This is a genomic window from Nocardioides flavus (ex Wang et al. 2016), assembly GCF_014653115.1.
GTDB lineage: Bacteria > Actinomycetota > Actinomycetes > Propionibacteriales > Nocardioidaceae > Nocardioides > Nocardioides flavus.
Genome location: NZ_BNAD01000001.1, coordinates 687,437 through 711,790, shown reverse-complemented (window position 1 = coordinate 711,790; position 24,354 = coordinate 687,437). Strand labels below are relative to the sequence as shown.

At 73.1% G+C, this 24,354-nt stretch carries 28 protein-coding genes and 1 pseudogene; 14 read left to right on the top strand and 15 right to left on the bottom strand.

The features are described from left to right. Position 1: 1 nt before the first annotated feature. From IE200_RS03490 to IE200_RS03480, 3 genes are read right to left on the bottom strand one after another with little or no spacing between them, the layout of a single operon-like run. Positions 2-229: a biotin/lipoyl-binding carrier protein gene (locus IE200_RS03490; protein WP_191277932.1), complete on the bottom strand. Its 228-nt coding sequence runs from the start codon at positions 227-229 to the stop codon at positions 2-4. A gap of 57 nt (positions 230-286) precedes the next feature. Beyond that, positions 287-1,549 (bottom strand): hypothetical protein, encoded by a 1,263-nt coding sequence (locus IE200_RS03485; RefSeq protein WP_191277931.1) that lies wholly within the window; start codon positions 1,547-1,549, stop codon positions 287-289. A gap of 11 nt (positions 1,550-1,560) precedes the next feature. Further along, positions 1,561-2,328 (bottom strand): carbon-nitrogen hydrolase family protein, encoded by a 768-nt coding sequence (locus IE200_RS03480; protein ID WP_191277930.1) that lies wholly within the window; start codon positions 2,326-2,328, stop codon positions 1,561-1,563. Between the two features lie 37 nt (positions 2,329-2,365). On the opposite strand from IE200_RS03480, the gene mobA reads away from it, so the two are divergent. The 4 genes from mobA to IE200_RS03460 all read left to right on the top strand — a co-directional run bounded on the left by mobA (position 2,366) and on the right by IE200_RS03460 (position 5,118). Beyond that, complete coding sequence (mobA, locus tag IE200_RS03475) at positions 2,366-2,944, top strand: molybdenum cofactor guanylyltransferase (protein WP_191277929.1); 579 nt, start codon at positions 2,366-2,368, stop codon at positions 2,942-2,944. Between the two features lie 48 nt (positions 2,945-2,992). Further along, positions 2,993-3,316 carry a DUF6457 domain-containing protein gene (locus IE200_RS03470; RefSeq protein ID WP_191277928.1) on the top strand — a complete coding sequence of 108 codons (324 nt, stop codon included), beginning with the start codon at positions 2,993-2,995 and terminating at the stop codon, positions 3,314-3,316. Positions 3,317-3,320: 4 nt separating this feature from the next. Further along, positions 3,321-4,289, top strand: coding sequence for an NAD(P)H-quinone oxidoreductase (locus IE200_RS03465; protein WP_191277927.1), 969 nt, complete (start codon positions 3,321-3,323; stop codon positions 4,287-4,289). A gap of 196 nt (positions 4,290-4,485) precedes the next feature. Continuing rightward, positions 4,486-5,118, top strand: a complete 633-nt coding sequence (locus IE200_RS03460) for a bacterial proteasome activator family protein (RefSeq protein ID WP_407940950.1) — start codon at positions 4,486-4,488, stop codon at positions 5,116-5,118. Between the two features lie 15 nt (positions 5,119-5,133). Here IE200_RS03460 and IE200_RS03455 read toward each other — a convergent pair whose 3' ends face one another. Genes IE200_RS03455 through serS form a run of 5 tightly spaced genes read right to left on the bottom strand, consistent with a single transcriptional unit; the run spans position 5,134 to position 8,956 of the window. Continuing rightward, positions 5,134-5,706, bottom strand: coding sequence for a hypothetical protein (locus IE200_RS03455; RefSeq protein WP_191277926.1), 573 nt, complete (start codon positions 5,704-5,706; stop codon positions 5,134-5,136). A gap of 10 nt (positions 5,707-5,716) precedes the next feature. Next, on the bottom strand, positions 5,717-6,538 hold the full coding sequence (locus IE200_RS03450; RefSeq protein ID WP_191277925.1) for a Cof-type HAD-IIB family hydrolase: 822 nt from the start codon (positions 6,536-6,538) through the stop codon (positions 5,717-5,719). Beyond that, complete coding sequence (locus tag IE200_RS03445; RefSeq protein WP_191277924.1) at positions 6,535-6,855, bottom strand: DUF1905 domain-containing protein; 321 nt, start codon at positions 6,853-6,855, stop codon at positions 6,535-6,537. The genes IE200_RS03450 and IE200_RS03445 overlap by 4 nt, the downstream gene beginning before the upstream one ends. A 2-nt stretch (positions 6,856-6,857) precedes the next feature. Next, complete coding sequence (locus tag IE200_RS03440) at positions 6,858-7,694, bottom strand: HAD family hydrolase (RefSeq protein ID WP_191277923.1); 837 nt, start codon at positions 7,692-7,694, stop codon at positions 6,858-6,860. Then, positions 7,691-8,956, bottom strand: a complete 1,266-nt coding sequence (gene serS / locus IE200_RS03435) for a serine--tRNA ligase (RefSeq protein ID WP_191277922.1) — start codon at positions 8,954-8,956, stop codon at positions 7,691-7,693. The genes IE200_RS03440 and serS overlap by 4 nt, the downstream gene beginning before the upstream one ends. Before the next feature lie 115 nt (positions 8,957-9,071). Here serS and IE200_RS03430 point away from each other — a divergent pair, with 115 nt between their 5' ends. Beyond that, positions 9,072-10,646, top strand: coding sequence for a YegS/Rv2252/BmrU family lipid kinase (locus tag IE200_RS03430; RefSeq protein WP_229856044.1), 1,575 nt, complete (start codon positions 9,072-9,074; stop codon positions 10,644-10,646). 170 nt (positions 10,647-10,816) lie between these two features. On the opposite strand, the gene IE200_RS03425 is transcribed toward IE200_RS03430, so the two are convergent. Continuing rightward, entirely contained in the window at positions 10,817-11,209 is a 393-nt protein-coding gene (locus IE200_RS03425; protein ID WP_191277921.1) for a DUF4446 family protein, read from the bottom strand. A 69-nt stretch (positions 11,210-11,278) separates the two neighbouring features. Here IE200_RS03425 and IE200_RS03420 point away from each other — a divergent pair, with 69 nt between their 5' ends. The 6 genes from IE200_RS03420 to IE200_RS03395 are packed head-to-tail and all read left to right on the top strand — an operon-like array spanning position 11,279 to position 16,550. Further along, positions 11,279-12,118 (top strand): prephenate dehydratase, encoded by an 840-nt coding sequence (locus IE200_RS03420; protein ID WP_191277920.1) that lies wholly within the window; start codon positions 11,279-11,281, stop codon positions 12,116-12,118. 33 nt (positions 12,119-12,151) lie between these two features. Continuing rightward, positions 12,152-12,757 carry a TMEM165/GDT1 family protein gene (locus IE200_RS03415; RefSeq protein ID WP_229856043.1) on the top strand — a complete coding sequence of 202 codons (606 nt, stop codon included), beginning with the start codon at positions 12,152-12,154 and terminating at the stop codon, positions 12,755-12,757. Beyond that, the gene (locus IE200_RS03410; RefSeq protein WP_191277919.1) at positions 12,739-13,881 is read left to right on the top strand and encodes a GNAT family N-acetyltransferase; all 1,143 of its coding nucleotides are present in this window, start codon (positions 12,739-12,741) and stop codon (positions 13,879-13,881) included. Before IE200_RS03415 ends, IE200_RS03410 begins: the two co-directional genes overlap by 19 nt. A 9-nt stretch (positions 13,882-13,890) precedes the next feature. Beyond that, a complete protein-coding gene (locus IE200_RS03405; RefSeq protein WP_191277918.1) occupies positions 13,891-15,132 on the top strand; it encodes an arginine deiminase in 1,242 nt (413 codons plus the stop codon). 52 nt (positions 15,133-15,184) lie between these two features. Further along, a complete protein-coding gene (locus IE200_RS03400) occupies positions 15,185-15,559 on the top strand; it encodes a cyclic nucleotide-binding domain-containing protein (RefSeq protein ID WP_191277917.1) in 375 nt (124 codons plus the stop codon). A 1-nt stretch (position 15,560) separates the two neighbouring features. After that, entirely contained in the window at positions 15,561-16,550 is a 990-nt protein-coding gene (locus IE200_RS03395; RefSeq protein WP_229856041.1) for an adenylate/guanylate cyclase domain-containing protein, read from the top strand. 149 nt (positions 16,551-16,699) lie between these two features. Here IE200_RS03395 and IE200_RS03390 read toward each other — a convergent pair whose 3' ends face one another. Beyond that, positions 16,700-17,629 (bottom strand): DUF5926 family protein, encoded by a 930-nt coding sequence (locus tag IE200_RS03390; protein WP_191277916.1) that lies wholly within the window; start codon positions 17,627-17,629, stop codon positions 16,700-16,702. 40 nt (positions 17,630-17,669) lie between these two features. Continuing rightward, entirely contained in the window at positions 17,670-18,491 is an 822-nt protein-coding gene (locus IE200_RS03385) for a glycerophosphodiester phosphodiesterase family protein (protein ID WP_191277915.1), read from the bottom strand. A gap of 208 nt (positions 18,492-18,699) precedes the next feature. Here IE200_RS03385 and IE200_RS03380 point away from each other — a divergent pair, with 208 nt between their 5' ends. Next, the gene (locus IE200_RS03380; protein ID WP_191277914.1) at positions 18,700-19,116 is read left to right on the top strand and encodes a DUF2177 family protein; all 417 of its coding nucleotides are present in this window, start codon (positions 18,700-18,702) and stop codon (positions 19,114-19,116) included. Between the two features lie 21 nt (positions 19,117-19,137). Here IE200_RS03380 and IE200_RS20590 read toward each other — a convergent pair whose 3' ends face one another. The 4 genes and pseudogenes from IE200_RS20590 to IE200_RS03365 all read right to left on the bottom strand — a co-directional run bounded on the left by IE200_RS20590 (position 19,138) and on the right by IE200_RS03365 (position 21,253). After that, positions 19,138-19,479 (bottom strand): UBP-type zinc finger domain-containing protein, encoded by a 342-nt coding sequence (locus IE200_RS20590; RefSeq protein WP_229856039.1) that lies wholly within the window; start codon positions 19,477-19,479, stop codon positions 19,138-19,140. A gap of 153 nt (positions 19,480-19,632) precedes the next feature. Further along, positions 19,633-19,695: pseudogene (locus IE200_RS21170) on the bottom strand (DUF2087 domain-containing protein); the annotation flags it as partial. A gap of 84 nt (positions 19,696-19,779) precedes the next feature. Then, the gene (locus tag IE200_RS20585) at positions 19,780-20,058 is read right to left on the bottom strand and encodes a hypothetical protein (protein ID WP_229856037.1); all 279 of its coding nucleotides are present in this window, start codon (positions 20,056-20,058) and stop codon (positions 19,780-19,782) included. Between the two features lie 196 nt (positions 20,059-20,254). Then, positions 20,255-21,253, bottom strand: coding sequence for a TerC family protein (locus IE200_RS03365; RefSeq protein ID WP_191277911.1), 999 nt, complete (start codon positions 21,251-21,253; stop codon positions 20,255-20,257). 180 nt (positions 21,254-21,433) lie between these two features. Here IE200_RS03365 and IE200_RS03360 point away from each other — a divergent pair, with 180 nt between their 5' ends. Both IE200_RS03360 and IE200_RS03355 read left to right on the top strand, forming a co-directional pair. Continuing rightward, on the top strand, positions 21,434-22,849 hold the full coding sequence (locus tag IE200_RS03360) for a dihydrolipoyl dehydrogenase family protein (protein ID WP_191277910.1): 1,416 nt from the start codon (positions 21,434-21,436) through the stop codon (positions 22,847-22,849). Between the two features lie 74 nt (positions 22,850-22,923). Further along, a complete protein-coding gene (locus tag IE200_RS03355) occupies positions 22,924-24,342 on the top strand; it encodes a signal peptidase II (RefSeq protein ID WP_191277909.1) in 1,419 nt (472 codons plus the stop codon). The last annotated feature ends 12 nt before the right edge of the window (positions 24,343-24,354 follow it).

Here is a 24,354-nt window from a genome sequence, read left to right as displayed (position 1 = left end):
CTCAGTCGAGGACCACGAGGACGTCGCCGTCCTGCACGACGTCGCCGACGGTGACCTTGACCGCGGTGACGGTGCCGCCGCGCTCGGCGAGCATCGGGATCTCCATCTTCATCGACTCCAGGAGCACGACGGTGTCGCCGGCCTCGACGCGGTCGCCGACCTCGACCTCGATGGTCAGGACGTTGGCGACCAGCTCGGAGAGGATCTCGAGGGACGTGGTGCGGGCCATGGCTCGACGCTAGCGGTTACCCGGGCGTACGCGCGGATCGCGCTGGCAGCGGGCGGCTCAGAGCTCGGCGAAGCGCCGCGGCTCGGGACGGTGCGGCCCAGCCTCCTCGGCGCGTCGGCCGCGCTTGCCCTTGGGGCCGGTGAGCGCGAGGTCGGCGCGGATCACGAGGTAGCCCAGGACGAGGCCCAGGACCAGCGAGTACGCCGCGCGCAGGCCGGCCTCGAGGTAGGAGCTGTCCGGGGAGACGAGCCCGGTCGCCAGGGGCACCGTGGCCGCCACGCCGAAGGCGCAGAACCACCAGCCCTGGCGCCGGCGGGCCCGGACGTGGGTGCCCCAGACCAGGGCCGGGATGCCGAGCAGGACGACCAGCGGGCGCGGGAAGGCGCCGATGCGGGCCGAGGTCCAGTCGGCGAAGTCGAGCACCGAGGACACGAAGCTCTGGGCGCCGTAGCGGCGCAGCAGCTCGGCGTAGGCCAGCGTCGCGAACAGCACGCCCAACCCGATCGCGACCACGATCATGCCGCGCCGGCCGAGGCCGTGGAGCCCCGCACCGAGGCGGTAGACGATCGCCAGGACCAGCGCGAGCGCCAGCAGCAGGGTGACGATCTCGAAGCGCTCGGTCGCCACGGTCGGCTCGAAGCCCACCGCCGCGAAGGCCGTCACCGTCGCGACGAGAGCGGCGATGCACGCCTCGCGCATCGCCTTCAGGCCGGTGACGGCGGGCACCGTGACCATCACGGCGTACACGCTGCCGACGACGCACGTCATCACCGCGGCGCCGGTCGGCAGCACGCGACCGCCGACGACGACGGCGGCGACGCCCAGCGCGAGCGCCAGGCCGGCGGAGATCAGGGCGCGGCCGGCGGTGCGGGTCGCGAGCAGCCAGGAGAGGGCAGTGGCCACGGCGACCGCGCCGGCGCCGTCGAACCACTCCGGCAGCGGGGTGAGGTCGCTGATCACCTGCCGGTCGCTGAAGATCCCCGTGACCGCGGACCAGCCGAGTGCGGCGGCGCCGAGGACGAGGACGAGGAACCAGAAGGCCAGCACCCAGCGGCGCGGGCCGTAGGTGAGGACCTCGGCCGGCGCGGCAGCCGGTGTGGCGGCCGGCGCCTCGACGGCAGGCGTGGCCGGCGGGCCCGCTGCGGGGGGAGGGCTCGCGGCCGGCGCGGGAGCCGGGGCGGCCATCCGGACGTCGGTCGCCTCCGTACGGTCCCCGGACGAGCCGGCCCTCCGGGTGCGGCGCAGCCGCGACGGCGGCCGCTCGGCAGCCCGCTTGCCACGGGAGGACCCGCGGGGGCTGCCGGAGGAGGGGGAAGACACGACGCAGGAGGTTACATCCGACGGTTGGCCAGCGACGGATTGGTGCGACGGGCCTCGTCGAGGTCCCGGCGGTCCAGGACGGCCTCGAGGACCTGCTCGCGACCGTCAGCCTCGGCGAGGACGTCGCCCAGCGGGCCGAAGACCGCCGAGTGCCCGACGTAGCGCGGCTCGGGCTGGCCCGCGCCGACGACGAAGCAGGTGTTCTCGATGGCCCGTGCGGCGAGGAGGGTGCGCCAGTGGACGACCTTGCGCTCGCCCGGCAGCCACGCGGCCGGCACGACGAGCACCTCGGCCCCGACGTCGACGAGGCGCCGGGCCAGCTCGGGGAAGCGCAGGTCGTAGCAGGTCATCAGGCCCACCTTCCAGCCTGCGACCTCGACCACGGCAGGCTCGAGCGGGCCGCCCGTCAGGCGGTCGGACTCGCGGTAGCCGAACGAGTCGTAGAGGTGGATCTTCCGGTAGGCCGTCGTCGAAGGGCCGCCGACGACGAGGGTGTTGAAGGGGCGGGCTGGATCCTCCGAGGTCTCGAACATGCCGGCCACGACGGTCGTCGCGGTGGCGTCGGCGACCCGGGCCACCTGCGTGGCGAACGGCCCGTCGAGCGGCTCGGCGAAGCCTCTCACGTCCGATCCGGCCTCGCCGAAGTCACGCGCGAAGGCCTCGGGGAGGACGACGAGGTCCGCCCCGGGCGTGACGCCCTGCGCCAGCCGGGCGCGGTTGGCGGCGGGGTCGAGCGCACTGCCCCACTGGTGGACACGCACCCGCAGCTGGTCGGCCATCGGACCAGCCTAGGACCCCGGCTGCGACACTCGCCGCATGGACGTCGAGCTCGCTGCCGGTGGTTTCTGCGGAGTGGTCCTCGCCGGTGGCACGGCCGTCCGGATGGACGGGGTGGACAAGGCCGGCGTGGAGCTGGCGGGGCGCACGTTCCTGGCCTACGCCGTCGACGCGCTCGTGGACGCCGACGAGGTGGTCGTCGTCGGACCGGCAGGCGTACGCACCGAGCGGCCGGTCACCTTCGTCACCGAGGACCCGCCCCGCGGCGGTCCGGTGGCGGGCCTGCTCACCGGTGTCGACGCGCTCCTGCGGACGCCCCGCCTGGTCGGCGTGCTGGCCGTCGACATGCCGCGGGTGACCGCCACGACGATGCGGCGGCTGCGGGATGCGGCGAGCGGCCGCGACGGGGCGTTCCTCGTCGACCCCGACGGACGGCGGCAGCTCGCCGGCGTGCTGGACGCCGCCCGGCTGGCCGCCGTACGCCCGGACCTGGAGCGGCAGCACGGGATGGCGCTGCACCGCCTCCTCGCACCGCTCGACCTCGCGCAGGTCGCGCCGGACGGCGACGAGGCGCTCGACGTGGACTCGTGGGCCGACCTGCGCGACCTCGGCCGCTGACCCGCGGGTCCCTTGCCGCGGCCCGGGGGCGTGCGAGACATTGGGGCGGTGAACCTCCACGACTGGATCGATGAGCTGAGCGACGTGCTCGACGTCGAGACCGAGGTAGACGAGGGCCTGGTCCTCGACCTGGCCCGCATCGCCGCCCAGAACGTGCAGAAGACCGCCGCCCCGATCACGGCGTACCTCCTGGGCGTGGCGGCGGGCGCCAGCGACGCGAACCCCGAGGCGGTCGAGCGGCTCGCCGCGAAGGCGCAGCGGCTCGCCGAGAGCTGGGACCGGCCCGCCGACGCCCGCGATCCCGACGACATCGACGACGAGGTCCCCGACGACTCCTCGGTCGACCACTCCGACGACCTGTTCGAGGACTGATCACGTGCGCGCAGTCGTGACCACCGGCACCGGTGGCCCCGAGGTCCTGTCCGTCGGCGAGGTCGACGACCCGCGTCCCGGGCACGGCGAGGTCCTCCTCGACGTCGTCGCCACCGCGGTCAACCGCGCCGACACGCTCCAGCGGCTGGGCTTCTACCCGCCGCCGCCCGGTGCCTCGGAGGTGATCGGCCTCGAGTGCAGCGGCCGCATCGCCGAGCTCGGCGAGGGCGTCGAGGGGTGGTCGGTCGGCGACGAGGTCTGCGCGCTGCTCGCCGGAGGCGGGTACGCCGCGCGCGTGGCCCTGCCGGTCGGACAGGTGATGCCGGTGCCGGCCGGGGTCTCCCTGGTCGAGGCGGCCTGCCTGCCGGAGGTCGCGGCCACGGTGTGGTCCAACGTCTTCATGACCGCCCACCTGGAGAAGGGTGAGCGCTTCCTCGTGCACGGCGGTGGCGGCGGCATCGGCACCATGGCGATCCAGCTGGCCGCGGCACGCGGGGCGGAGGTCTTCACCACGGCCGGCTCGCCCGAGACGCTCGAGCTGTGCCGCTCGCTCGGGGCCACCCGGGCGATCAGCTACCGCGACGAGGACTTCGTCGAGGTGCTCACCGAGGCCGGAGGCGCCGACGTCATCCTCGACAACATGGGCGCGAAGTACCTCGGGCGCAACGTCTCCGCCCTCGCGACCGGCGGTCGCCTGGTCATCATCGGGATGCAGGGCGGCGCGAAGGGCGAGCTCGACATCAACGCCCTGCTCCGCAAGCGGGCCTCCGTCACCGCGACCTCGCTGCGCGCCCGGCCATTGGCCGAGAAGGCGCAGATCTGCTGCGAGGTCGTCGAGAACGTCTGGCCGCTCGTCGCGTCCGGTCGCGTGCGACCGATCGTGGAGACCACGATGCCGCTCGAGGAGGTCGCCCGCGCGCACCGGATGATGGACGAGGGCGGGCGTGCCGGGAAGATCGTCCTGACCCTCTGAGGATGGGCTTCCGGGCGGTGAGGGAGACACCTTTTCCGTCGGCAGAACCTGTCTCACGCACCGCCCGTACGGCCCCCACTCGCCGGGCGGTGAGGGAGACACCTTTTCCGTCGGCAGAACCTGTCTCACGCACCGCCCCGGCAACCTCCCGCCCCACGCCGTGTCCGACTTCGTCGGCCCCGGCTAGGGTCGTGACATGACCGAGCAGCAGCAGCCCGCGGCCGCCGCCGACCCCGCGGGCGAGGACCACGTCGTGGTCGTCGGCCCCGACGGCCAGCCCATCGGCACGATCCCCGCGAGCGCCCTGCCGGCGATGACGCAGGCGAGCGGCGACGACGAGGACGGCGACGGCGAGCGCCACATCACCGAGCTCGTCGAGCAGCCGGCCAAGGTCATGCGCATCGGCAGCATGATCCGCCAGCTCCTCGAGGAGGTGAAGGCCGCGCCCCTCGACGAGGCCAGCCGCAACCGCCTCAAGGACATCCACGCCGCCTCGATCAAGGAGCTCGAGAGCGGCCTCGCCCCCGAGCTGGTCGAGGAGCTCGAGCGCCTCTCGCTGCCGTTCACCGAGGACGGCACGCCGTCGGAGGGCGAGCTGCGGATCGCCCAGGCCCAGCTCGTCGGCTGGCTCGAGGGCCTGTTCCACGGCATCCAGACCGCGATCTACGCCCAGCAGATGGCCTCGCGCGCGCAGCTCGAGCAGATGCGCCGGGCGCTCCCGGCCGGCGACGGCCACGGGCACGCCCCGCAGACGCCCACGGGGATGCCGACGATGCCGACCGAGGACGCCGACGACCACGCCGGCAACCGCGGCGGCATGTACCTCTGAGGTCCGACCGGCCCCTCAGCGGCGCGCGACGCGGCGTACGACGACGAGGCCGAGCAGGCCGATGATCGCGACCGCGGCACCAGGCGCTGCCGTACGGGCGAACCCGGCGGGCGGGGCGTCCTCCACGAGCGTGCGCTCGGCGGTCGGCGGCGGGGGCGGCTCGACGGAGGTGCCCTCGCCGAGGAGCTTCTCGATCTTGGCGACCTTGGTCGGGTTGGCCACGCTCGTGCCGCTGCAGCTGTCGGCCTCGTAGGGAGCCGCGCTGCCGGTGGCGAGGAAGACGTACGACGTGCCGACGCCGAGCTCACCGAGGCCGCAGGCGTTGCGCCCGCCGGCCGAGAACACCTGCGTCGAGCGCTCGGGCGTGCCCGCGTAGGCACGGGAGGCGGTGACGTCGTAGGTGTGGTCGTTGCCGGCGACCTCGACGTTGTCGACGGTGGCGATGAAGACCGCGTCGGCGCGTTCGACCTGCTGCTCGAGGGTGCCCGGCTTGCAGGTGCACTCCGCCGAGGCCGGCGCCTGGACCATGACGACCAGCCCGAGGCACGCGAGCAGCAGTGCGGCAGCGAGGCGTACGGCGCGGATCATGGCGGGCAGCCTATCGAGGGAGATCGACGGAGAGGCCGAAGAGGTCGGCCAGCACCGTGGCCACGCCGTCCTCGTCGTGGTGCGGGGCGAGGTGGTCGGCGAGCTCGCGCACCGACGGGTGGGCGTTGGCCATCGCGTACGACGTACCGGCCCACTCCAGCATCGGCAGGTCGTTGGGCATGTCGCCGAACGCGACCACGTCCTCGGGCCCCAGGCCCATCTCCGAGGCGACCGTCGCGAGGGTGGTGGCCTTCGTGACGCCGGCGGCGCTGATTTCGACGAGGGTGCCGGTGGACGACCAGGTGGTCACCACCTGCTCGCCGAGCGCCGCGGCGACGCGCTCCCAGTAGGGCTCGGGCTCGTGGTCCTCATGGCGAGCGAGGAGCTTGACGACGTCCCCGTCGACGAGGTCCTCCAGCGGGGCCGTCGGCACGTCGGCGGAGAGGTTGACCGCCAGCCGCGGCATGAAGTCGGGCTCCTTGGCGAAGCCCGTGGTCTTCTCCAGCGCGAACACCGTGCCGGGCACCTCGCGACGCAACATCGTCGCGACCTCGAGCAGCACCTCGGCCGGGATCGCGCGGGCGGTGCGCACCTCGCGGCGCGCCACGTCGTACACGATGCCCCCGTTGCTGCAGATCGCCAGGCCGTGCCCGCCGACCGCCTCCCACAGCTCCTCCATCCACCGGATCGGCCGGCCCGTGGTGAAGACGACGGGCACCCCGGCGGCGTCGAGCTCGTCGAGCACGCCGCGTGTACGCGCCGAGACCCTCCCCTCGGAGCCGAGCAGGGTGCCGTCGAGGTCGGTCGCCACGAGGCGCGGGGTGCCGGTCACGCGACGTCCCGGAGGGTCAGTGTGACGGTGAGCTCGTCGCCCTCGGCGACGCCCGCCGCCGCCCGGACCGCCTTCTTCACCGGCAGCACGAAGCTGCCGGACTCCTTGTCGGGAAAGACGCTGGTGTCCCACTCGGTCTCGCCCACCCGCGCCCGTACGCGCACGGAGCCGAACCCGCGCGGCTCGCCGGCCCGCTCGCGTACGTCGTCGGCGAGGTCGACGGGCAGGGTGACGAAGCACCACCCGTCGACGTCGGCGGACTCCTTGCGCGCGGCCCACCGCCAGAGCCGGGCGGTGAAGGTGAGGCCGGCGTCCACGGTCACGAGCCCTGCGGGAACCAGCGCGACATCTCGAGCGCCGCGCCCTCGTCGTGGACCGAGCCGGTCACGTCGTCGGCGGCGGCCTTCACCTCGTCGACGGCCTGGCCCATCGCCACGCCGCGACCGGCCCACCGCAGCATCTCGATGTCGTTGCGTCCGTCGCCGATCGCGAGGACGTCGGCGGCCGAGAGCCCCAGCTTGTCGCAGACGTGCTGGAGGCCGGACGCCTTGGACACCCCGACCGGGGAGAGGTCGAGCCACGCGGTCCAGCCGACGACGTAGTCGGTGCCGTGGAGGCCGAGCCTGGCGGCGAGCTCGATGAAGTCGTCGGCGGTGGCCTCGGGGTCGCGCACGATGACACGGCTGACGGGCTCGCCGACGATGTCGTCGACGTGGGTGATCACCTGCTCGCCGGACAGCTCGCCCTCGGGGAAGACGCGGTTGACGCGGTAGCCCCCGACCTCACGCTCCTCGACGGCGACGAGCGCGCGGGGGTGGTGCTCCAGGACCGCCGCGACCGCCGGAGCCGCGTCGAAGGTCTCCTCGTGGACGACCTCCATCGGCGGGTAGCGGAAGACCACGGCGCCGTTGGAGGCCACCACCCACAGCTGGTCGGCCTCCTCGCGCGGGATGTCGAGGAGGTCGGCGATCCGCGTCATGCCGTGCGGCGAGCGCCCGCTCGACAGCACGATGTGCGCGCCGGCGTCGAGCGCGCGGTGGACCGCGGCGTACACCGGCTCGGTGATGGTCTCGTAGTCCTCGGTCTGTCCGTCGACCCACTTGAGCAGGGTGCCGTCGATGTCGAGGGCGACGACCTTGGGGGTCCAGTCGGTCATGCGATCGGCTTCATGACCTCGAGGCCGCCGAGGTAGGGACGCAGCGCCTGCGGGACCGTCACCGACCCGTCGGCGTTCTGGTGGGTCTCCAGGATCGCGACGATCGCGCGGGTCACCGCGGTGAGGGTGCCGTTGAGGGTCGCGACCGGCGTCGTACGCCCCTCGACGCGGGTGCGGATGTCGAGGCGGCGGGCCTGGAACTCGGTGCAGTTGGACGTCGAGGTGAGCTCGCCCCAGCCCTGGCGGGTCGGGATCCAGGCCTCGCAGTCGAACTTCCGCGACGCGCTGAGCCCGAGGTCGCCGGCCGCGGTGTCGATCACGCGGTAGCAGAGCTCGAGCTTGTCGAGGAACTCCTTCTCCCACGCCAGCAGGCGCTGGTGCTCGGCGTACGACTCCTCCACGGTCGTGTAGACGAACATCTCGACCTTGTCGAACCAGTGCACCCGCCAGATGCCGCGGGTGTCCTTGCCGTGCGAGCCGGCCTCCTTGCGGAAGCACGGGCTGAACGCCGCGTAGCGCAGCGGGAGCGAGGCCTCGTCGAGGATCTCGTCGGAGTGGTAGGCCGCCATCGCCACCTCGGAGGTGCCGACGAGGTAGAGCTCCTCACCCTCGATGCGGTAGACGTCGTCGGCGGCCTGGCCCAGGAAGCCGGTGCCCTCCATGGCGCGCGGGCGCACCAGCGAGGGGGCGGCCGTCTGGACGAAGCCGGCCGCGCGGGCCTGGTCCATGGCCATGTTGACGAGGGCGAGCTGCAGCTGGGCGCCGACGCCGGTGAGGAAGTAGAAGCGCGAGCCGCTGACCTTGGCGCCGCGCTCGAGGTCGAAGGCGCCGAGCAGCTGCCCGAGCTCGACGTGGTCGCGCGGCTCGAAGTCGAACTCGCGGGGCGTGCCGACCTGCTCGATGACGGTGTAGTCGTCCTCGCCGCCGGCCGGGGCGGCGTCGTCGGCGATGTTGGGGATCGCCTTCATCGCCTCCTCCCACGCGGCCTCGGCGCTCGTACGGGCGGCCTCGGCCTCCTTGACGCCGGCCGCGAGCTGCTTGACCTGCGCGAGCAGTGACTGCTTCTCCTCGCCCTGCGCCTTCGCGACGAGCGCGCCGCTGGCCTTCTGCTCGGCCCGCCTGGCCTCGAAGTCGGCGATCGCCTGCCGCCGCGCGGAGTCGGCGGCCAGCGCCCGGTCCACCACGTCGTCGGACAGCCCGCGCTTGGCCTGGGCGGCGCGTACGCGGTCGGGGTCGTCACGGAGCAGGCGGGGGTCGATCATCTCGGGGTCCCTGCGGCGAGGGGAGCGAAGCGAGGCTCGTCGTGGGGTGGGGTCACGGTGCAAGGCTATCCGTCCGGGCGTGGGGAGCCGGGTCCGGTGCGGTCATACTTCGCGGGTGACTCCCGCCTCCCGCACCCGCAGCCTGACCGGGGCCGGCCTGGCCCTGCTGCTGTTCGGCGCCCTCGCCTGGCTCGTGACCCGCGACAGGTCGGCCCTCGAGGCCTTCGACGTCGAGGGCCGCCGGCTGGAGGACTGGGCCGACGACCAGTCCGTCCTCATCGAGGTGCTCCGCGTCGTCGAGGTGGCGTTCAACACGATCGGGATGACCGTCCTCACGGTGCTGCTCGCCGGCGCGCTCCTGCTGCGCCGCCAGCGTTGGGCCGCGCTGCTCACGGTCGTGGTGATGTCGGTGACGGCGCTCGCGACCACCGTCCTCAAGCTCTGGCTGGCCCGCGGGCGACCCGACTGGCAGGACACCCTCGGGCTCCACGAGAACAACAGCTTCCCGTCCGGGCACGCGTCCTCGGGAGCCGCGTTCGCCGCCGTCCTCGTCATGCTGCTCGTGCTCTTCGTCCGTCGCGCGAGCCTGCGGCGTACGGGCATCGCGGTGGTCGTGGCGTGGTGGCTGCTGATGTGCCTGGACCGCGTGCTGCTGGGCCGGCACTTCCCGACCGACGTGATCGCCGGGTCGCTGCTGGGCGTCGGCGTCTTCCTGCTCGCGCTCGCCTTCATCGACCCGCGGCCGCGCTCGACCGCGGCCAGGGCGGAGCCGCTGCCCGAGGTGTACGCCTCGGAGAAGCGGTTGGCGGTGATCCTCAACCCGATCAAGGTCGAGGACGTGGGCCAGTTCCGCGCGATCGTGTCAGCGATGGCCGAGGAGTCCGGCTGGTCGGAGCCCACCTGGCAGTACACCACCGTCGAGGACCCCGGCACCGGCATGGCCGAGCGGGCCGCCGTCTCGGGTGCGGACCTCGTCCTGGTGTGCGGCGGCGACGGCACCGTGCGCGAGGTCTGCGCCGAGCTGGCGGGCACCGGGATCCCGGTCGGGATCATCCCCGCCGGCACCGGCAACCTGCTGGCCCGCAACCTCGACGTCCCGCTCTACCTGCGCTCGGCGATCGACGTCGCCCTCAACGGCCAGGACCGCGCGATCGACCTGGTCAAGGTCGGCGGCGACGGCATCGAGGACACGCACTTCATGGTGATGGCCGGAATGGGCTTCGACGCCGCGATCATGGAGGGCGTCAACGAGGACATCAAGAAGAGGATCGGCTGGGTGGCCTACGTCGTCGCCGGGCTGAAGTCGCTGATGTTCCCCGCCATCAAGGTCGAGGTCCAGATCGACGACCAGGAGCCCACCGTCCACCGCGCCCGTACGGTCGTGGTCGGCAACGTCGGCTTCCTGCAGGCCGGCATGCCGCTGCTGCCCGACGCCACGATCGACGACGGCATCCTCGACGTGGTGATCATCCACCCGCGCCAGTTCCTGTCCTGGATCACCGTGGCGATGCGCGTGCTGCGCAAGAGCACCATCGTCGACGAGACGCTCGACCGCCGCACCGGATCGCGCGTGCGGGTGAAGGCGTCCTCCGACACCCCGCGCCAGCTCGACGGCGACTCCATCGGCGAGGGCCGCGAGCTGTGGATGGAGTGCATCCACGGGCGGCTGCTGGTGCGCGTGCCGCGCTGACGTCCGAGCGCGGCCTCCTCCGAGCCGCCGGGGGTGGCGGCACATTGCGCCAAAGCGCCCACCGGACCTGCGATCTGCCGCCACCCCCACCACCCGGCCGGCTGAGGTGGCGGCACATTGCGCCACAGCGCCCATCAGACCTGCGATCTGCCGCCACCACGGCGCGTCGGTCAGGGACGGGCGTGCTCGATCGCCTCCTCCTCCTCGGGCGAGAGCTGCTGCTCGCACGACCACGAGGAGATCGACTTGGCGTACGTACGGGCCTCGCTGCGGCCGTGGATCGAGGTGAGCACCACCCCGTGACCGGCGTCGTCGAGGACGGCGAGGCTCCAGCTCAGGTGGCCGCCGACGTCGCCGAACGCGTCGTAGCGCACCACCGAGAGGTGGCGCAGCGCGTCGGCGTTCTCGGCCTTGAGCGCGGCGACCTCCTGCCGCAGGCCGTGCACGTCCTCGGGCAGCGCGTCGACGCCGTCCGCGGCGGGGCGCGCGGTCGTACGACGCAGGGCGAGGCCGGCGCCCGCGAGGGCCACGGCGGCGAGGACGAGGGCGAGCACATCGAGCATGGGGCGACCCTATGTTCGGCGGCTGGTCACGGCCCGTCGGACACGGCCGGTGGTGACAGACTCGACCACGTGACTGCCCGACGGATCGCCTACCAGGGAGAGCCCGGCGCCAACTCCCACCTGGTCTGCCAGCAGGCCTACCCCGACTGGAAGCCGCTGGCGTGCGCGTCGTTCGAGGACGCCTTCGCCGCCGTCGAGTCCGGCGAGGCCGACCTGGCGATGATCCCGATCGACAACTCGATCGCCGGCCGGGTGGCCGACATCCACCACTTCCTGCCGACCTCGGACCTGCACATCGTGGGCGAGCGGTTCCTGCGCATCCAGTTCTCCCTGATGGCGCTGCCGGAGGCGAGCATCGACTCCCTGCGCACCGTGCACAGCCACGTCCACGCCCTCGGCCAGTGCCGCGGGGTCATCCGCGAGCTCGGCCTGACGCCGGTCGTCGCGGGCGACACCGCCGGTGCCGCGCGCGAGGTCGCCGAGTCCGGCGACCCGACGCAGGCCGCCATCGCGCCGCCGCTCGCCGCCGAGATCTACGGCCTCGAGGTCCTGCGCGAGGAGATCGAGGACGAGGACCACAACACCACCCGGTTCGTGGTGCTCTCGCGTGACTTCGTGCAGGCCCCGGCGGGCGACGGCCCGGTCGTGACCACCTTCATCTTCAACGTGCGCAACCTGCCGGCCGCCCTCTACAAGGCACTCGGCGGCTTCGCCACCAACGGGGTCAACATGACCAAGCTCGAGTCCTACATGGTCGACGGGCACTTCACCGCGACCCAGTTCCTCGCCGAGGTCGACGGGCACCCTGACGACCCGCCGGTGCGCAACGCGCTGGAGGAGCTCGCCTTCTTCACCACCGAGGTCAAGGTGCTCGGCGTCTACCCCGCCGACGCCTTCCGCGCCGAATAGCCGGTCGCGCGGAGTGACTGCGACACTCGCCCGGTGATCGATCTCCTCGTGGTGGCGCTCGCGTTCGGCGCCATCTTCGTCGTCGAGCTGCCCGACAAGACCTTCATCGCCACCCTGGTGATGTCGACCAAGATGCGCCCGCTCTTCGTGTGGCTCGGCGTCGCCCTCGCGTTCTTCGTGCAGACCGGCGTCGCGGTCGGCCTCGGCACGGCCGCCTCCTTCCTGCCCGACCGGCTGGTGAGCACGGTCGCCGCGCTGATGTTCCTGATCGGTGCGGTGATCCTGTTCCGCGCAGCCCGCACGGCGGACACCGACGAGGGCGCGCAGGAGGACGAGTACGCCGCGAAGGCCGACACGGGCGCGCAGGGCTTCCGCGTCGTCGCGACCTCGTTCCTGGTGCTGTTCGCCGCCGAGTGGGGCGACCTGTCGCAGCTGCTGACGATCTCGCTCGTCGCCAAGTACGACGACCCGGTGTCGGTGTTCCTGGGCGCCTGGGGCGCGCTGCTCGCCGTGTCCGGCCTGGCCGTCGTCGTCGGCCGCCTGCTCCTGCAGCGCGTACGGCTCTCGGTGCTCCACTATGTCGGTGCGGCGGTCTGCGTCTTCATGGCAGCCTTGACCGTGTGGGAGATGACACGCTGAGGCAGGCGGTCCACGACCGCTTCGTCGCCGTCAACGGCGACCACCCGATGACCGCGGAGGACGACGCCTACGTCCGGGACGGCTTCGTGGCCGCGCCGCCGGAGGCGATGCGGCTGATGCTCGACGGCCTGCTCCCGCTGCCGTCGTACGTCCTGCGCGACGGCACGCCGATGGTGCCCGTCGACCACGGGGCGCTCGCCGAGGTCGCCGGCGGTCTCGACCGGTTGCACGACTGGTTCGTGGCGTTCTGGGAGGGCGACGCGACCACCGGGGAGCAGGAGTGGGTGGCCTACCTGTCGGGACAGCACGTCGGCCTGAACGAGGTCAACCCGGTCCGGATCCGCCAGCGGGCCGAACGCATCGCCGAGGCGGTCGCCGCCGTGGACCTGCTCCGGCGCGACCCGCACGACGGCGTCGCCCGCGGGATGCTCGGCGAGGCCGTCGACGGCGTCCTCGGCGTGCCGGGCCTCGACTTCCTGCTGCGGCCGATGACGGCGTACGACCGGCTGCGGTTCGCCGGGCCGACGGCCCGTGACCAGTGGGTCGACGGCCCGCGTGCCGAGTTCCTCACCCCCGTCCCGCCGGACTGGCCGCTGCGCACCGAGCGGCTGGTGCTGCGCCCGTACGAGCCTTCGGACGCGGAGGCGTTCGTCGAGGCGTGGGCCTCCGAGCAATGGACGAGCCTGCTGCTCAGCCGGCCGATGAACCGCGCGGAGGTCCTCGAGATGGTGCGCCGCCGGACCTCGGCGGCCGACCCAGCGTTCGTCAGCCTCGTGGTCACCACCCACGACGGCACCGTCGTCGGCGACTCGCTGCTCCACCTGCAGGGCACCGGGCTCAGCGAGGGCGAGATCGGCTGGACGGTCCTGCCCGGTCACGGCGGCCACGGCTACGCCACGGAGGCCGCACGGGCGGTGCTGCGCCTGGGCTTCGAGCACTACGGGCTGCGGCGGGTCGTGGCCAACCTCGACGCCCGCAACGACCGGTCCGCGGCGCTCTGCGAGCGGCTCGGCATGCGGCGTGAGGTCGACCGCGTCGCGGACTTCTGGTCCAAGGGCACCTGGACCAGCTCGTACGAGTACGCGCTCCTGCGCGAGGAGTGGGCGGCGCAGCGCGAGCGCTAGAGTCCCGCTATGCCCAACCCCACCAGCAGCGGCGCCCCGCACGGGGCCGACAGCGAGGTCGGCCGACTGGCCACCGTCATGCTCCACCGCCCCGGCAACGAGCTGAAGCGGCTGACGCCGCGCAACAACGACCGGCTGCTCTTCGACGGCATCCCCTGGGTGAGCCGGGCACAGGAGGAGCACGACGCCTTCGCCGAGACGCTGCGCGACCGCGGGGTCGAGGTCCTCTACCTCACCGAGCTGCTGACCGAGACGCTCGAGAGCGAGATCGCCCGCAACCACGCGATCACCAGCGCGCTGTCGGGCCTGCACCTCGGCGACACCATGCGGCGCTACCTCGCGCAGGCGCTGCGCGAGTGCTCGCCCGCCGAGCTCACCGACGTGCTGACGGCCGGCATCCGCAACGACGAGGTCAAGGGCGGGCACGGCCTGGTGACCAGCCTGCTCGACCCGCACGACTTCCTCATCGACCCGCTGCCCAACCTGCTCTTCACCCGCGACTCCAGCGTGTGGGTGCGCGACCGGGTGGCCGTGACCAGCCTCGCGATGCCGGCGCGCAAGCGCGAGACCCAGCTGACCGAGCTGATCTACACCGAGCACCCCCGGTTCGCCGGCACCCGCAAGATCCACGGCTGGCACAACGAGCACGTCGAGGGCGGCGACGTCCTGCTGCTGGCCCCCGGCGTGATCGCGGTCGGCGTCGGCGAGCGTACGACTCCCGCAGGCGTCGAGCGGCTGGCCCGCCAGGTCTTCCACGCAGGCCTCGCCCACACGGTCCTTGCGGTGCCGATCGCGCAGGAGCGCGCCACGATGCACCTCGACACGGTCTGCACGATGGTCGACGTGGACAAGGTCGTGATGTACCCCAACGTCGCCGACACGCTCCGCGCCGTGACCGTCACCCTCGACGACCCCGGCTCGGGCGAGGCCGACCTGTCGCTGAGCGTGACCGAGTCCGAGCCGTTCCTGGTCGCGGCCGCCAAGGCGATGCAGATCGACACGCTGCACCAGATCGACACCGGCCTCGACCCGGTCACCGCCGAGCGCGAGCAGTGGGACGACGGCAACAACACCCTGGCGCTCGCGCCGCGGGTGGCGGTGGCCTACGAGCGCAACGACGAGACCAACGACCGGCTCGAGGACGCCGGCATCGAGGTCGTCCGGATCGCCGGGTCCGAGCTCGGCTCGGGTCGCGGCGGTCCGCGCTGCATGAGCTGCCCGATCTCCCGCGAGCCGCTGCACGCCGGCTGACCGGTCCGGCCCGCGGGGCATCACGTTCGGCCCCGCGGATCGTTGAGGGGACATGACTGAGTCCATCCTCGACGGCCTGCCGTCCGCCGACGCCGAGCGCGTCCTGGCCGCAGGTCGACCGCTGACGCTGCCGCAGGGCTGGTCGCCCATCGCGGAGAGCACCCCGGCCGACAAGGCCTACCTGATCACCGAGGGCGAGGTGTCGGTCCGCAAGGGGGGCGTCGAGATCGCCACGCTGGGCCCGGGCGCCGTCGTCGGCGAGACCGCGATCGTCAACCGGACGCTGCGCTCGGCCTCCGTGGTGGCGCTGACCCCGCTGCGCGTCGTGCACTTCACCAGCGAGACGCTCGAACGGCTCGCGGACGAGGTCCCCGCCTTCGGCGCCGCGCTGCGAGCCGCCGCGGCGGGGCGCGCCGACCAGGTCTGACGTGGAGGCGTCGGCCGACGTCGCGGCGGCGATGGAGGCGTACCTGCTCGGGCGGGAACCGAACCTGACCCGCGTCGAGGTGGCCCAGCGGGCCGGTGTGCCGCTCGACCTCGCGGTCACCCTGTGGCACCAGCTGGGCTTCCCGCACCACGCCGACGACGACGTCGCCTTCACCGAGGGCGACGTGGAGGCGCTGCGCCTGTCGGCCGAGCTGGTGCGGATCGGCGTCCTGTCCCCGGAGTCGCAGGCGGCGCTGGTGCGCACCTGGGGACGCAGCTTCGCCCGGCTCGCGGAGTGGCAGACGACGCTGCTCGCCGGCCTGGCCGCGGACGACGGCGACCCGGCCGACGGGCTGACCTCGCTCGCCGGCGACGTGCTGCCGCGCGTGGAGGCGCTGCAGGCGTACGTCTGGCGCCGCCACCTCGCCAGCGCGGTCCAGCACCTGCTGGAGGACACCGCCACGCTCACCGTCGGCGAGACGCAGACGTCGGTGTGCTTCGTCGACATCGTCGGCTACACCACGCAGAGCCGCCGCCTCGACGGCGCCGAGTTGGTGGCGTGGGTCGACGCCTTCGAGCAGGACACCACGACCCTCGTCGTCGACCGCGGCGGGCAGGTGATCAAGACCATCGGCGACGAGGTGCTGTTCACCGTCGCCGACCCGGCTGCCGCCGTGGACGTCGCGCTGGCGCTGACCGCGCGCGGTGCCGACGAGGAAGACCCGTTCCCGGCGGTGCGCGCCGGGATCGCGCACGGAGCGGTCGTACGCCGGCTCGGCGACGTCTTCGGCTCGACGGTCAACGCCGCCTCGCGCCTGACGTCGGCCGCGCGCCCCGGCAGCGTGCTCGTCGACGCGGGCGTCCACGAGGCTCTCGTGGGCGACGGCGACGGCGACGGACAGCCGGCCTGGCGGTGGCGGCGCGCACGCCGCATCCCGGCGAAGGGCTTCACGAACCTGGAGGCGTGGCGGGTGCGGGCCCTGGAGACGTGAAAGCCCGGTCGTTGTTGACGGGGGAAACAACAACGACCGGGCAGGGACGAATCTACTCCGCTCGCGAGGGCCCGCACAACCGTTGGCCCGGTTGTGTTCACCCCGTGGCCGGATGGTGGCCGGATGGTGGCCGGATGGTGGAGCGAGTCTTACCGGATCGTGACCTGGCGGTTGGCGAGGCCGGCTCGGGCCGAGCGCTCGGCCGCGCTCAGCTCGCCGCTCTTCAAAGCCTCCTCGAGGTCCGCGGCGAAACGTGCGGCCGGCTCCTCGAGGACCTCGGCGCCCGTGCCGAGCGGGAGGTCCCACACCGGTGCCAGCAGGCCGTGCGCGCGGAACATGCCGACGAAGCGCGAGCCCTCGGCGACGGAGTCCCGGCCGGCGGCGTGCAGCCGTGCGAGCGCGTCGAGCAGCTGGTCCTCGGGGTGCGGCATCACCCAGCGCAGGTGCTCCTTGGTGCCGACGTTGGTCCAGTACGCCGCCTCGACCGAGGTCAGCCGGCTGGTCGGCATGACGCCGCCGTTGGCCTGCTCGAGCGCGGCCTCCATGCTCGCGTCACGCTCGGGGATGTCGTCGATCCAGTACTCGAAGCCGTCGTGGACGGTGATGTCGAGGGAGGTGTCGGTGATGAGGTCCTGGATGCTCGGACCGTCGCCCGGCGCGGACATCAACCCCACGATGCCGGGCTCCTCGGTGGCCAGCGCGGCCTCGAGGACGGCGCCGAGGTCGCGGGCCGGGTTGCCGTAGGAGTGCTGGACCTGCAGGCCGAGCCAGACGTCGCCGCTCTCGCGCACCATGGCCGGCGCGGCCCCGGGCAGGAGGGTGGCGAGCCGTACGGTGCGCTCGCCGTCCTTGAGCGTCAGCGGGGCGGTCGCCGCGGGCACCAGCTCACGCAGGGCGATGACGTCGCACTCGCTCGGCATGCCCTCGAAGGGCCGGGCGACGAAGGTCGGGGCGGCACCGCCGGCGGCGCCGTGGCACGCCTTGTAGCGCTTGCCCGAGCCGCACGGGCACGGCTGGCGGGGACCGACCTCGCCGGCGGCGGGAGCGGTCTGGGTGCGGTTGCGGGACTTCTTGGCCATGCCCGAACCCTAGTCGGGGCGCGTAGAGACCTTCAGCGCGCTATCGGCCGAGCAGCTCCAGCATGTATGCCGGCCGGTCGCTGATGACGGCGGTGACGCCGAGGTCCAGGCAGATCTCGAGGTCCTCGGCGGTGTTGACGGTCCACACGTGGATCTCGCGGCCCGCCTTGACCAGGTGCCTCCCGAGCCCGGGGTGGTCGCGCAGCTCCTCGATGCCCGGACCGATGATCCAGTCCTCGCCGACGACCGGCCGGAGCACCGGCCAGTGGTGCGCCTTGTCGACCAGCATCACGACGTCGAGCTCGGGCGCCAGGCGACGTACCCGGCTGACGGCGTTGACCGAGAAGCTCATCACCCGGACCGGCGAACCGGCCCGGTCCCAGCCGAAGTCGCCCAGCGTCTCGACCAGGCGTCGCTCGACCAGCCCGCCGTAGCGGGTGGGGTGCTTGGTCTCGACGGCCAGCTCGACGTAGCGGTCGTAGTCGGCGGCTGTCTCGAGCAGCTTGCGGAGCGTGAGCACCTTGCCGTGCTCGGGGTCGCGGTCGGGTGCCTCGTCGTCGAGCTCTGACCACGGGTTCTTCCACGAGGCGAAGTCGAGCTCGTCGAGCTCGGCGAGGTTCATCGTCGACACCAGGCCGGTGGTGGCGGCCGTACGCCTGAGGTTGCGGTCGTGGACGCACACGAGGTGCCCGTCGGCGGTCAGCCGGACGTCGCACTCCAGCGCGTCGGCGCCCTCGTCGAGGGCCCTCACGTAGGCCGCGAGCGTGTGCTCGGCCGTCGCGTGGCTGCTCCCGCGGTGGGCGACCACCTGCGGCAGGGAGCGCTCCCGGGGTCGGCGGCGGATGCGCGGCGTACGACGCATGGGCTGAGCATGGCACGTCCGGTGGCGGGTCTGCGGGAGGTCCCCCCGGGCGGCCCCGGGCACCCCGGTGGTCTGGACCGCGCCGCCGGACGGGCGGTGCGTGAGGCACCTGCACAGCGCGACCCCACCCACGCCTCGCACACCGCTCGTCACCCATCGCACGCCGCTCGCGGCTGGCCCGACTGGCCCGCGGTGCCATGCTGGTCCCATGTCGTGGGTCGCGCAGTACGTCGTCGCTGCCGCCGTGTTCTGCGTCCTGGACCTGGTCTGGCTCGGCACGATCGCCGAGGACCTGTACGACCGCCAGCTCGGCGACCTGCTCGCTCCGTCGCCCGACGTGGGTGCGGCGGTGGTCTTCTACGCGATCTTCATCGCCGGGCTCGTCTACTTCGTCATCCGCCCGGCGGTCGAGGCCGGCTCGTGGCGCAGGGCTGCCGGGGCCGGGGCGTTCTTCGGTCTCGTCACCTACGCGACCTGGGACCTCACCAGCCTCGCGGTCATCCGCGACTTCCCCGCCGCGCTCGTCCCGATCGACCTGGCGTGGGGCACGTTCCTCGCCGCGGCGGTGTCGCTGTCGACGTACGCACTGGTGCAGCGGCTGCCGGGCTGGGCGCGCGGCACCTGAGGCGCCGCCCACCCGGGGCGCTCAGTGCACGTGGTCGCGCCAGTCGGCCGGCACCCGGCCGGCCGGACCGGGAACGGGCTGGTCCTCCGGCCGGCTCTGCGGGTCGGCGAGCCGGGGTCCCACCACGCCGACGGAGCGGGTGAAGTCCCAGAACCAGTCCTCCCCCGGCTCGAAGCTCTGCATCACCGGGTGGCCGGTGGCGTCGAAGTGCGCGCTCGCGTGCTGCGAGGGGCTGGAGTCGCAGCAGCCGACGTGACCGCACTGCGCGCAGCGTCGCAGGTGCACCCACCAGCCGCCCGACTCCTCGCACTCCACGCAGCCCGGACCGGACGGGGGCACGTCGGGGTCGATGCCTGTGGTCATGCGACCAGCGTGCCTCGTCGGCGGTCGATCAGCCAGAGCCGGCGAGGAATCCCGGCAGCCAGTACGCCTCCCACGCCGGTATCTCCTGGTGCTGGACCGCTGCGCGCACGGGGGCCCGGCCCGCAGTGCGGTAGCGACCCCCTCGCGCTCGAGGTAGTGGTAGTTCACCAGCTCGCGTCGCAGGTAGGCGAAGTCCTCGTGCACCCCGAGCAGCACGGCCGCGCGGACCTTGCGCCTCGCCGGCACCCGTTCGATCCGGCCGTCGGTGAAAAGCCGGTCCCGGGGCGGTGCTGCGGCCGGTCAGCCGGCGATCGTCGCGGCCGGCAGCGTGCGCAGGGCGCGCAGGGTGCGCTCGAGCAACTCCACGGTCGGCGGTGCGAACCCCGTGCGCGGCACCCCCTCGGGCCACCAGGCCGAGTTGTCGAGCGGCAGGCCGAACGTGCCGCGCAGGAGGGCGAACATGGGCACCTCCGTGTCAGCGACGGCAGCACCGGGCATCGTACGGTCGAGCTCGCTGCACACCGGACAGATCAGCGGGACGCAGTGATGTGCCTGCACATCGTCCGCCGGTTCGAGCATCTTTCGAAACATGGTGCACCCCCCACAGGGCCGTTGATTCCGCCGTGTCGCTACCCCACTCGTGCGGATTCCAGTGATAGGGACGGTAGGTCGCCGGGACCACGTCGGGGCCGTTGTTACCGCACCGTGGCCCCGACGTGTCCCACGCGGGCATCGTCCGGCCGAGGGACTGGCTCGCGGTCCAGACCGGCACCCGTCAGCGCGTGCCGGCCGTCTCCTCGTCGCGCGCCTCGACCTCGCGGCTCCGCTCGCGCCGGTTGGCCCACAGGCTCGTGGCGATCGTCGTGGCCAGGATGCCGAGGATGACGAACAGCGAGGTGAGCGTCGGCACGTCCGGCACCGACGGCCACACCATGTGCGCCCAGTGCAGCACCAGCTTGAAACCGATGAAGCCCAGGATCGCGGCCAGGCCGTAGCCGAGGTGCGCCAGCGCACCCAGGGCCCCCTGCAGCACGAAGTAGAGGGCGCGCAGGCCCAGGAGCGCGAAGGCGTTGGTCACGAAGACCAGGTAGGGGTCGCCGGTGATGCCGTAGACGGCCGGCACGGAGTCGACGGCGAACACGACGTCGGTCGCGAGGACCGCGACGGTGACGAGCGCGAACGGGGTCAGCGCGCGCACCCCGTCCTTCGTCACCGTGAACCGGGTGCCGTTGTAGTCGTCGCTGACCGGCATGAAGCGACGCATCAGCCTGACCACCCGCATCTCGGCGACGTCGACCTCGTGGTCGTGGCCGCTGATCGCGTCGCGGAGGAGCTTGACGCCGGTGGCCAGCAGGATCGCGCCGAAGACCAGGAACACCCAGTCGAAGGCCGAGAGCGCCGCGGCGCCGAGCGCGATGAAGATGCCGCGCAGCACGAGCGCGCCGATGATGCCGTAGAGCAGGACGCGCTGCTGGAGCACCTTCGGCACCGCGAAGGCCGAGAGCAGGAGCATGAAGACGAACAGGTTGTCGACGCTCAACGACTTTTCGACGAGGTAGCCGGTGTAGTACTCGAGCCCACGGTCCCCGCCGTGGACGTTCCAGACGTAGAGGCCGAAGGCCAGCGGCAGCGCGACGTAGAAGGCCGACCAGGCGACGGCCTCCTTCATCGTCACCTCGTGCGGGCGTCGGGTCGCGATGAAGTCGACGGCGAGCAGGACGAGCACGACGCCGATGGTGACGAACCACAGGGTCGGGGACGCGATGGACGACATGGGTCTCCTCAGGATGGTGTCCTGAGGTCTCCCCCGCCGCCCGGACGGACGGCCGCTCCCCGGGACGCCTGCTGAGGCGTCGTAGTGACCGACGAGCGTTGGTGGGGTACTCCCCTCTGGAGCGATTGTAGTTGAAGGGGCAAGGGGACCTCCAGTCGGCGGCCCCGTAGTGTCGCGAGCATGGACGCACAGGAGCACGACGTCGTCGTCATCGGCGGCGGCCCCGCCGGGGAGAACGCCGCGCAGTACGCCGTCGAGGGCACGCCCATGACCGCCGCGATCATCGAGGGCGAGCTGCTCGGCGGCGAGTGCAGCTACTGGGCGTGCATGCCCAGCAAGGCGCTGCTGCGCCCGGTGGCCGTGTCCGGGGTGACCGCCGACCTGCCGGGCGTCTCGACCGCCCACGTCGCCCCCAAGGCGCTCCTCGAGCGCCGCGACACGTGGGTGTCGCACTACGACGACTCCGGCCAGCAGCAGTGGGCCGACGGTGCCGGCATCGCCGTCCTCCGTGGCACCGGCGTGCTGGTCGGCGAGCGCACCGTACGGGTCACCTCGGCCGACGGCGACCGGCTGGTCCGGGCGCGAGAGGCGGTGGTCATCGCGACCGGGAGCGCCGCGCACGTGCCCGAGCCGTACGTCGACGTGCTGCCCTGGGACTCGCGCGACGCCACCGGGGTCGTCGAGGTGCCCGACCGGCTCCTCGTCGTCGGCGGCGGCGTCGTGGCGTGCGAGGCCGCGACGTGGATGTCGGCGCTCGGCTCGGAGGTGACGCTCGTCGTCCGCGGCCCGCGGCTGCTCGGGCGCGCGGAGCCGTTCGCCGGGCAGGCGGTGCTCGAGAGACTGCGCGAGCGCGGCGTACGGGTGCTGCTCGGCACGTCGGTGGAGTCCGTACGCCGGCAGGACGCGGAGGCGACCGGCACCGGCCGCATCCACGGTGGCCCGGTCACGCTCACCACGTCGGGCGGCGACCTGGAGGCCGACGAGGTACTGCTCGCGATCGGCCGTCAGCCGCGGCTCGACGACCTCGGGCTGTCCTCGGTCGACCTGTCCGCGGACGACGTGACATCCGGGCGGTTGCCGGAGTGGCTGCACGTCGTCGGCGACGCGAGCGGCGGCCCGCCGCTGACCCACTGGGGCAAGCACCAGGCTCGACTGGTCGGCGCGCGCATCGCCGCGGCCGCTGCCGGCGAGGTCGCGTGGGAGCCCGACCGGGAGGCGCCGGTGCCGCAGGTCGTCTTCACCGAGCCCGAGGTGGCCTACGTCGGGATGACCGAGGCCCAGGCCCGCGACGCCGGCCACGACGTCGTGCTGACGCGCGTGCCCACCTCGTCCGCGGCCGGCACGAGCCTGCTGCGCGACCACGTGACCGGGGAGTCCCAGCTCGTCGTCGACGCCCGCAGCCGCCTCCTGCTCGGCGCGACGTTCGTCGGCGTCGAGGCCGGCGAGCTGGTGCACGCTGCGACGGTCGCGATCACCGGCGGGGTCCCGGTGCACGTGCTGCGGCACGCGGTGGCGTCGTTCCCGACCGCGAGCGAGCTGTGGCTGCGGTTGCTGGAGGAGCTGCCGCGGGAGATGCGTACGCCTCCGCCCGACTGAGTCCCGGCCACGTCGCCACCCGTCCGGGACCAACTGCTCTGGTGGGCGTCTGCCACCCGGGTTGTCATGGAGTGGTGGGACGCGGCAACGGGAGGTGGATCCGGGGCCCCGACACGGCGGGGCGGGAGTCTGCGGCACCGGTCCGGCACCCGTCCCGGCAGCTGGCCGCGGTCGTCGGGGCGACGGTGGTCATCGACCAGGTGAGCAAGGCGATCGCCTGGCGCGGATCAGGGAGCGCCACGCTCAACCCCGGGTCCGAGGTCATCGCTCCGTGGCTCGACGCCACGTCGCGGTCGTCGCTCGGCGGCGCACCGCTGGACCTGGCCGGTGTCCTCGTCCTCACCACGGCGGCGGTCCTGACTGTCCGACGATGTCGTGACCGGCTGCTGTGGTGGGCAGCGGCCCTCAACATCGCGGGGTGGACGTCGAACCTGCTCGACCGCCTGGGTCTCCACTGGCTGACCGCCCCCGGCAGCCGGCGGGGCACCGTGGACTGGCTCCAGGGCTACAACCTGGCCGACCTCACCATCTGGGCGGGCTGCGCCCTGGCCCTGGCCTGGCTCGCCCGCGAGGTGCTGCGCGACGTGGGGTGGGACCTCCGGCAGCCTCGCCAACGAGTCGCCGCCGGGGTCGTCGTGTCGGTGGTGACCGGCCTGGCGCTCGCGGGCATGGCCTCCACGGACGGGCGCATGTCGCCGAGCACCGAGTCCCCGCCCGAACGCACCACGGCGTCCGAGTGCCGCGACCCCGCGTTCGCGCTCGCGCCGATCAACCGCCTGCTCTGCGCCGACGAGCCCGCGGCAGCCCGTCCGGTCGAGGTCACCTCGGCGGTTGCCTGTCCCGCGGAGGACACCGCGATCGTCCACGTGACCGTCACCAACCCGAACCGGGGCCGGCGTGCTCGCTTCAGCCTGGCCGCGTCCGGACCGTTCCGGGTGGCCGGTGCCACGGCCACACACGGGCAGGTCGAGGCCGGCGGCACGATCGACCTCCGCCTCGTCGTCCGGCGCCGCGCCGCCCCCACGCTCCTCTACCTGGAGACCGCGGTGCAGGTGTGGGAAGCGCACGGCACCGACTGGGTCCCGGGGTCCGGCCGGCTGTGGTCCACCGACGCCTGCAGCGCGAGCTGGAGCGGCGTACGGTCCGCGCAGGTCACGTTCCTGTGCTCGCCGTCAGGGGTGGCACATGTCGCCCTGGCCCCTCGGCCGTTGAGCGACGTCGACGAGCCCCAGCCGGTGGTGCTCACCTGGTCGAGCCCGATGAAGGTCGTCGTCGCACCGCGTGAGGGACGCCCGCGCCGCGCCGGACTCACGATCGACCTGGCCGACCGGTCGCTCAGCGTCGCCCGGGTGACACCTCGAACGGTCTCGGACGTCCTGACCGTGACGGGCTGGGGTCCCGGCACGATCGATCACGGCTATCGGTCCGCTCGCAGCGTCCGCCTCCCCGTCGGGCGGTGCCTCCAGCCGGATGGACCGAGCACCTTCCGGTGAGGTGTCGGCCCA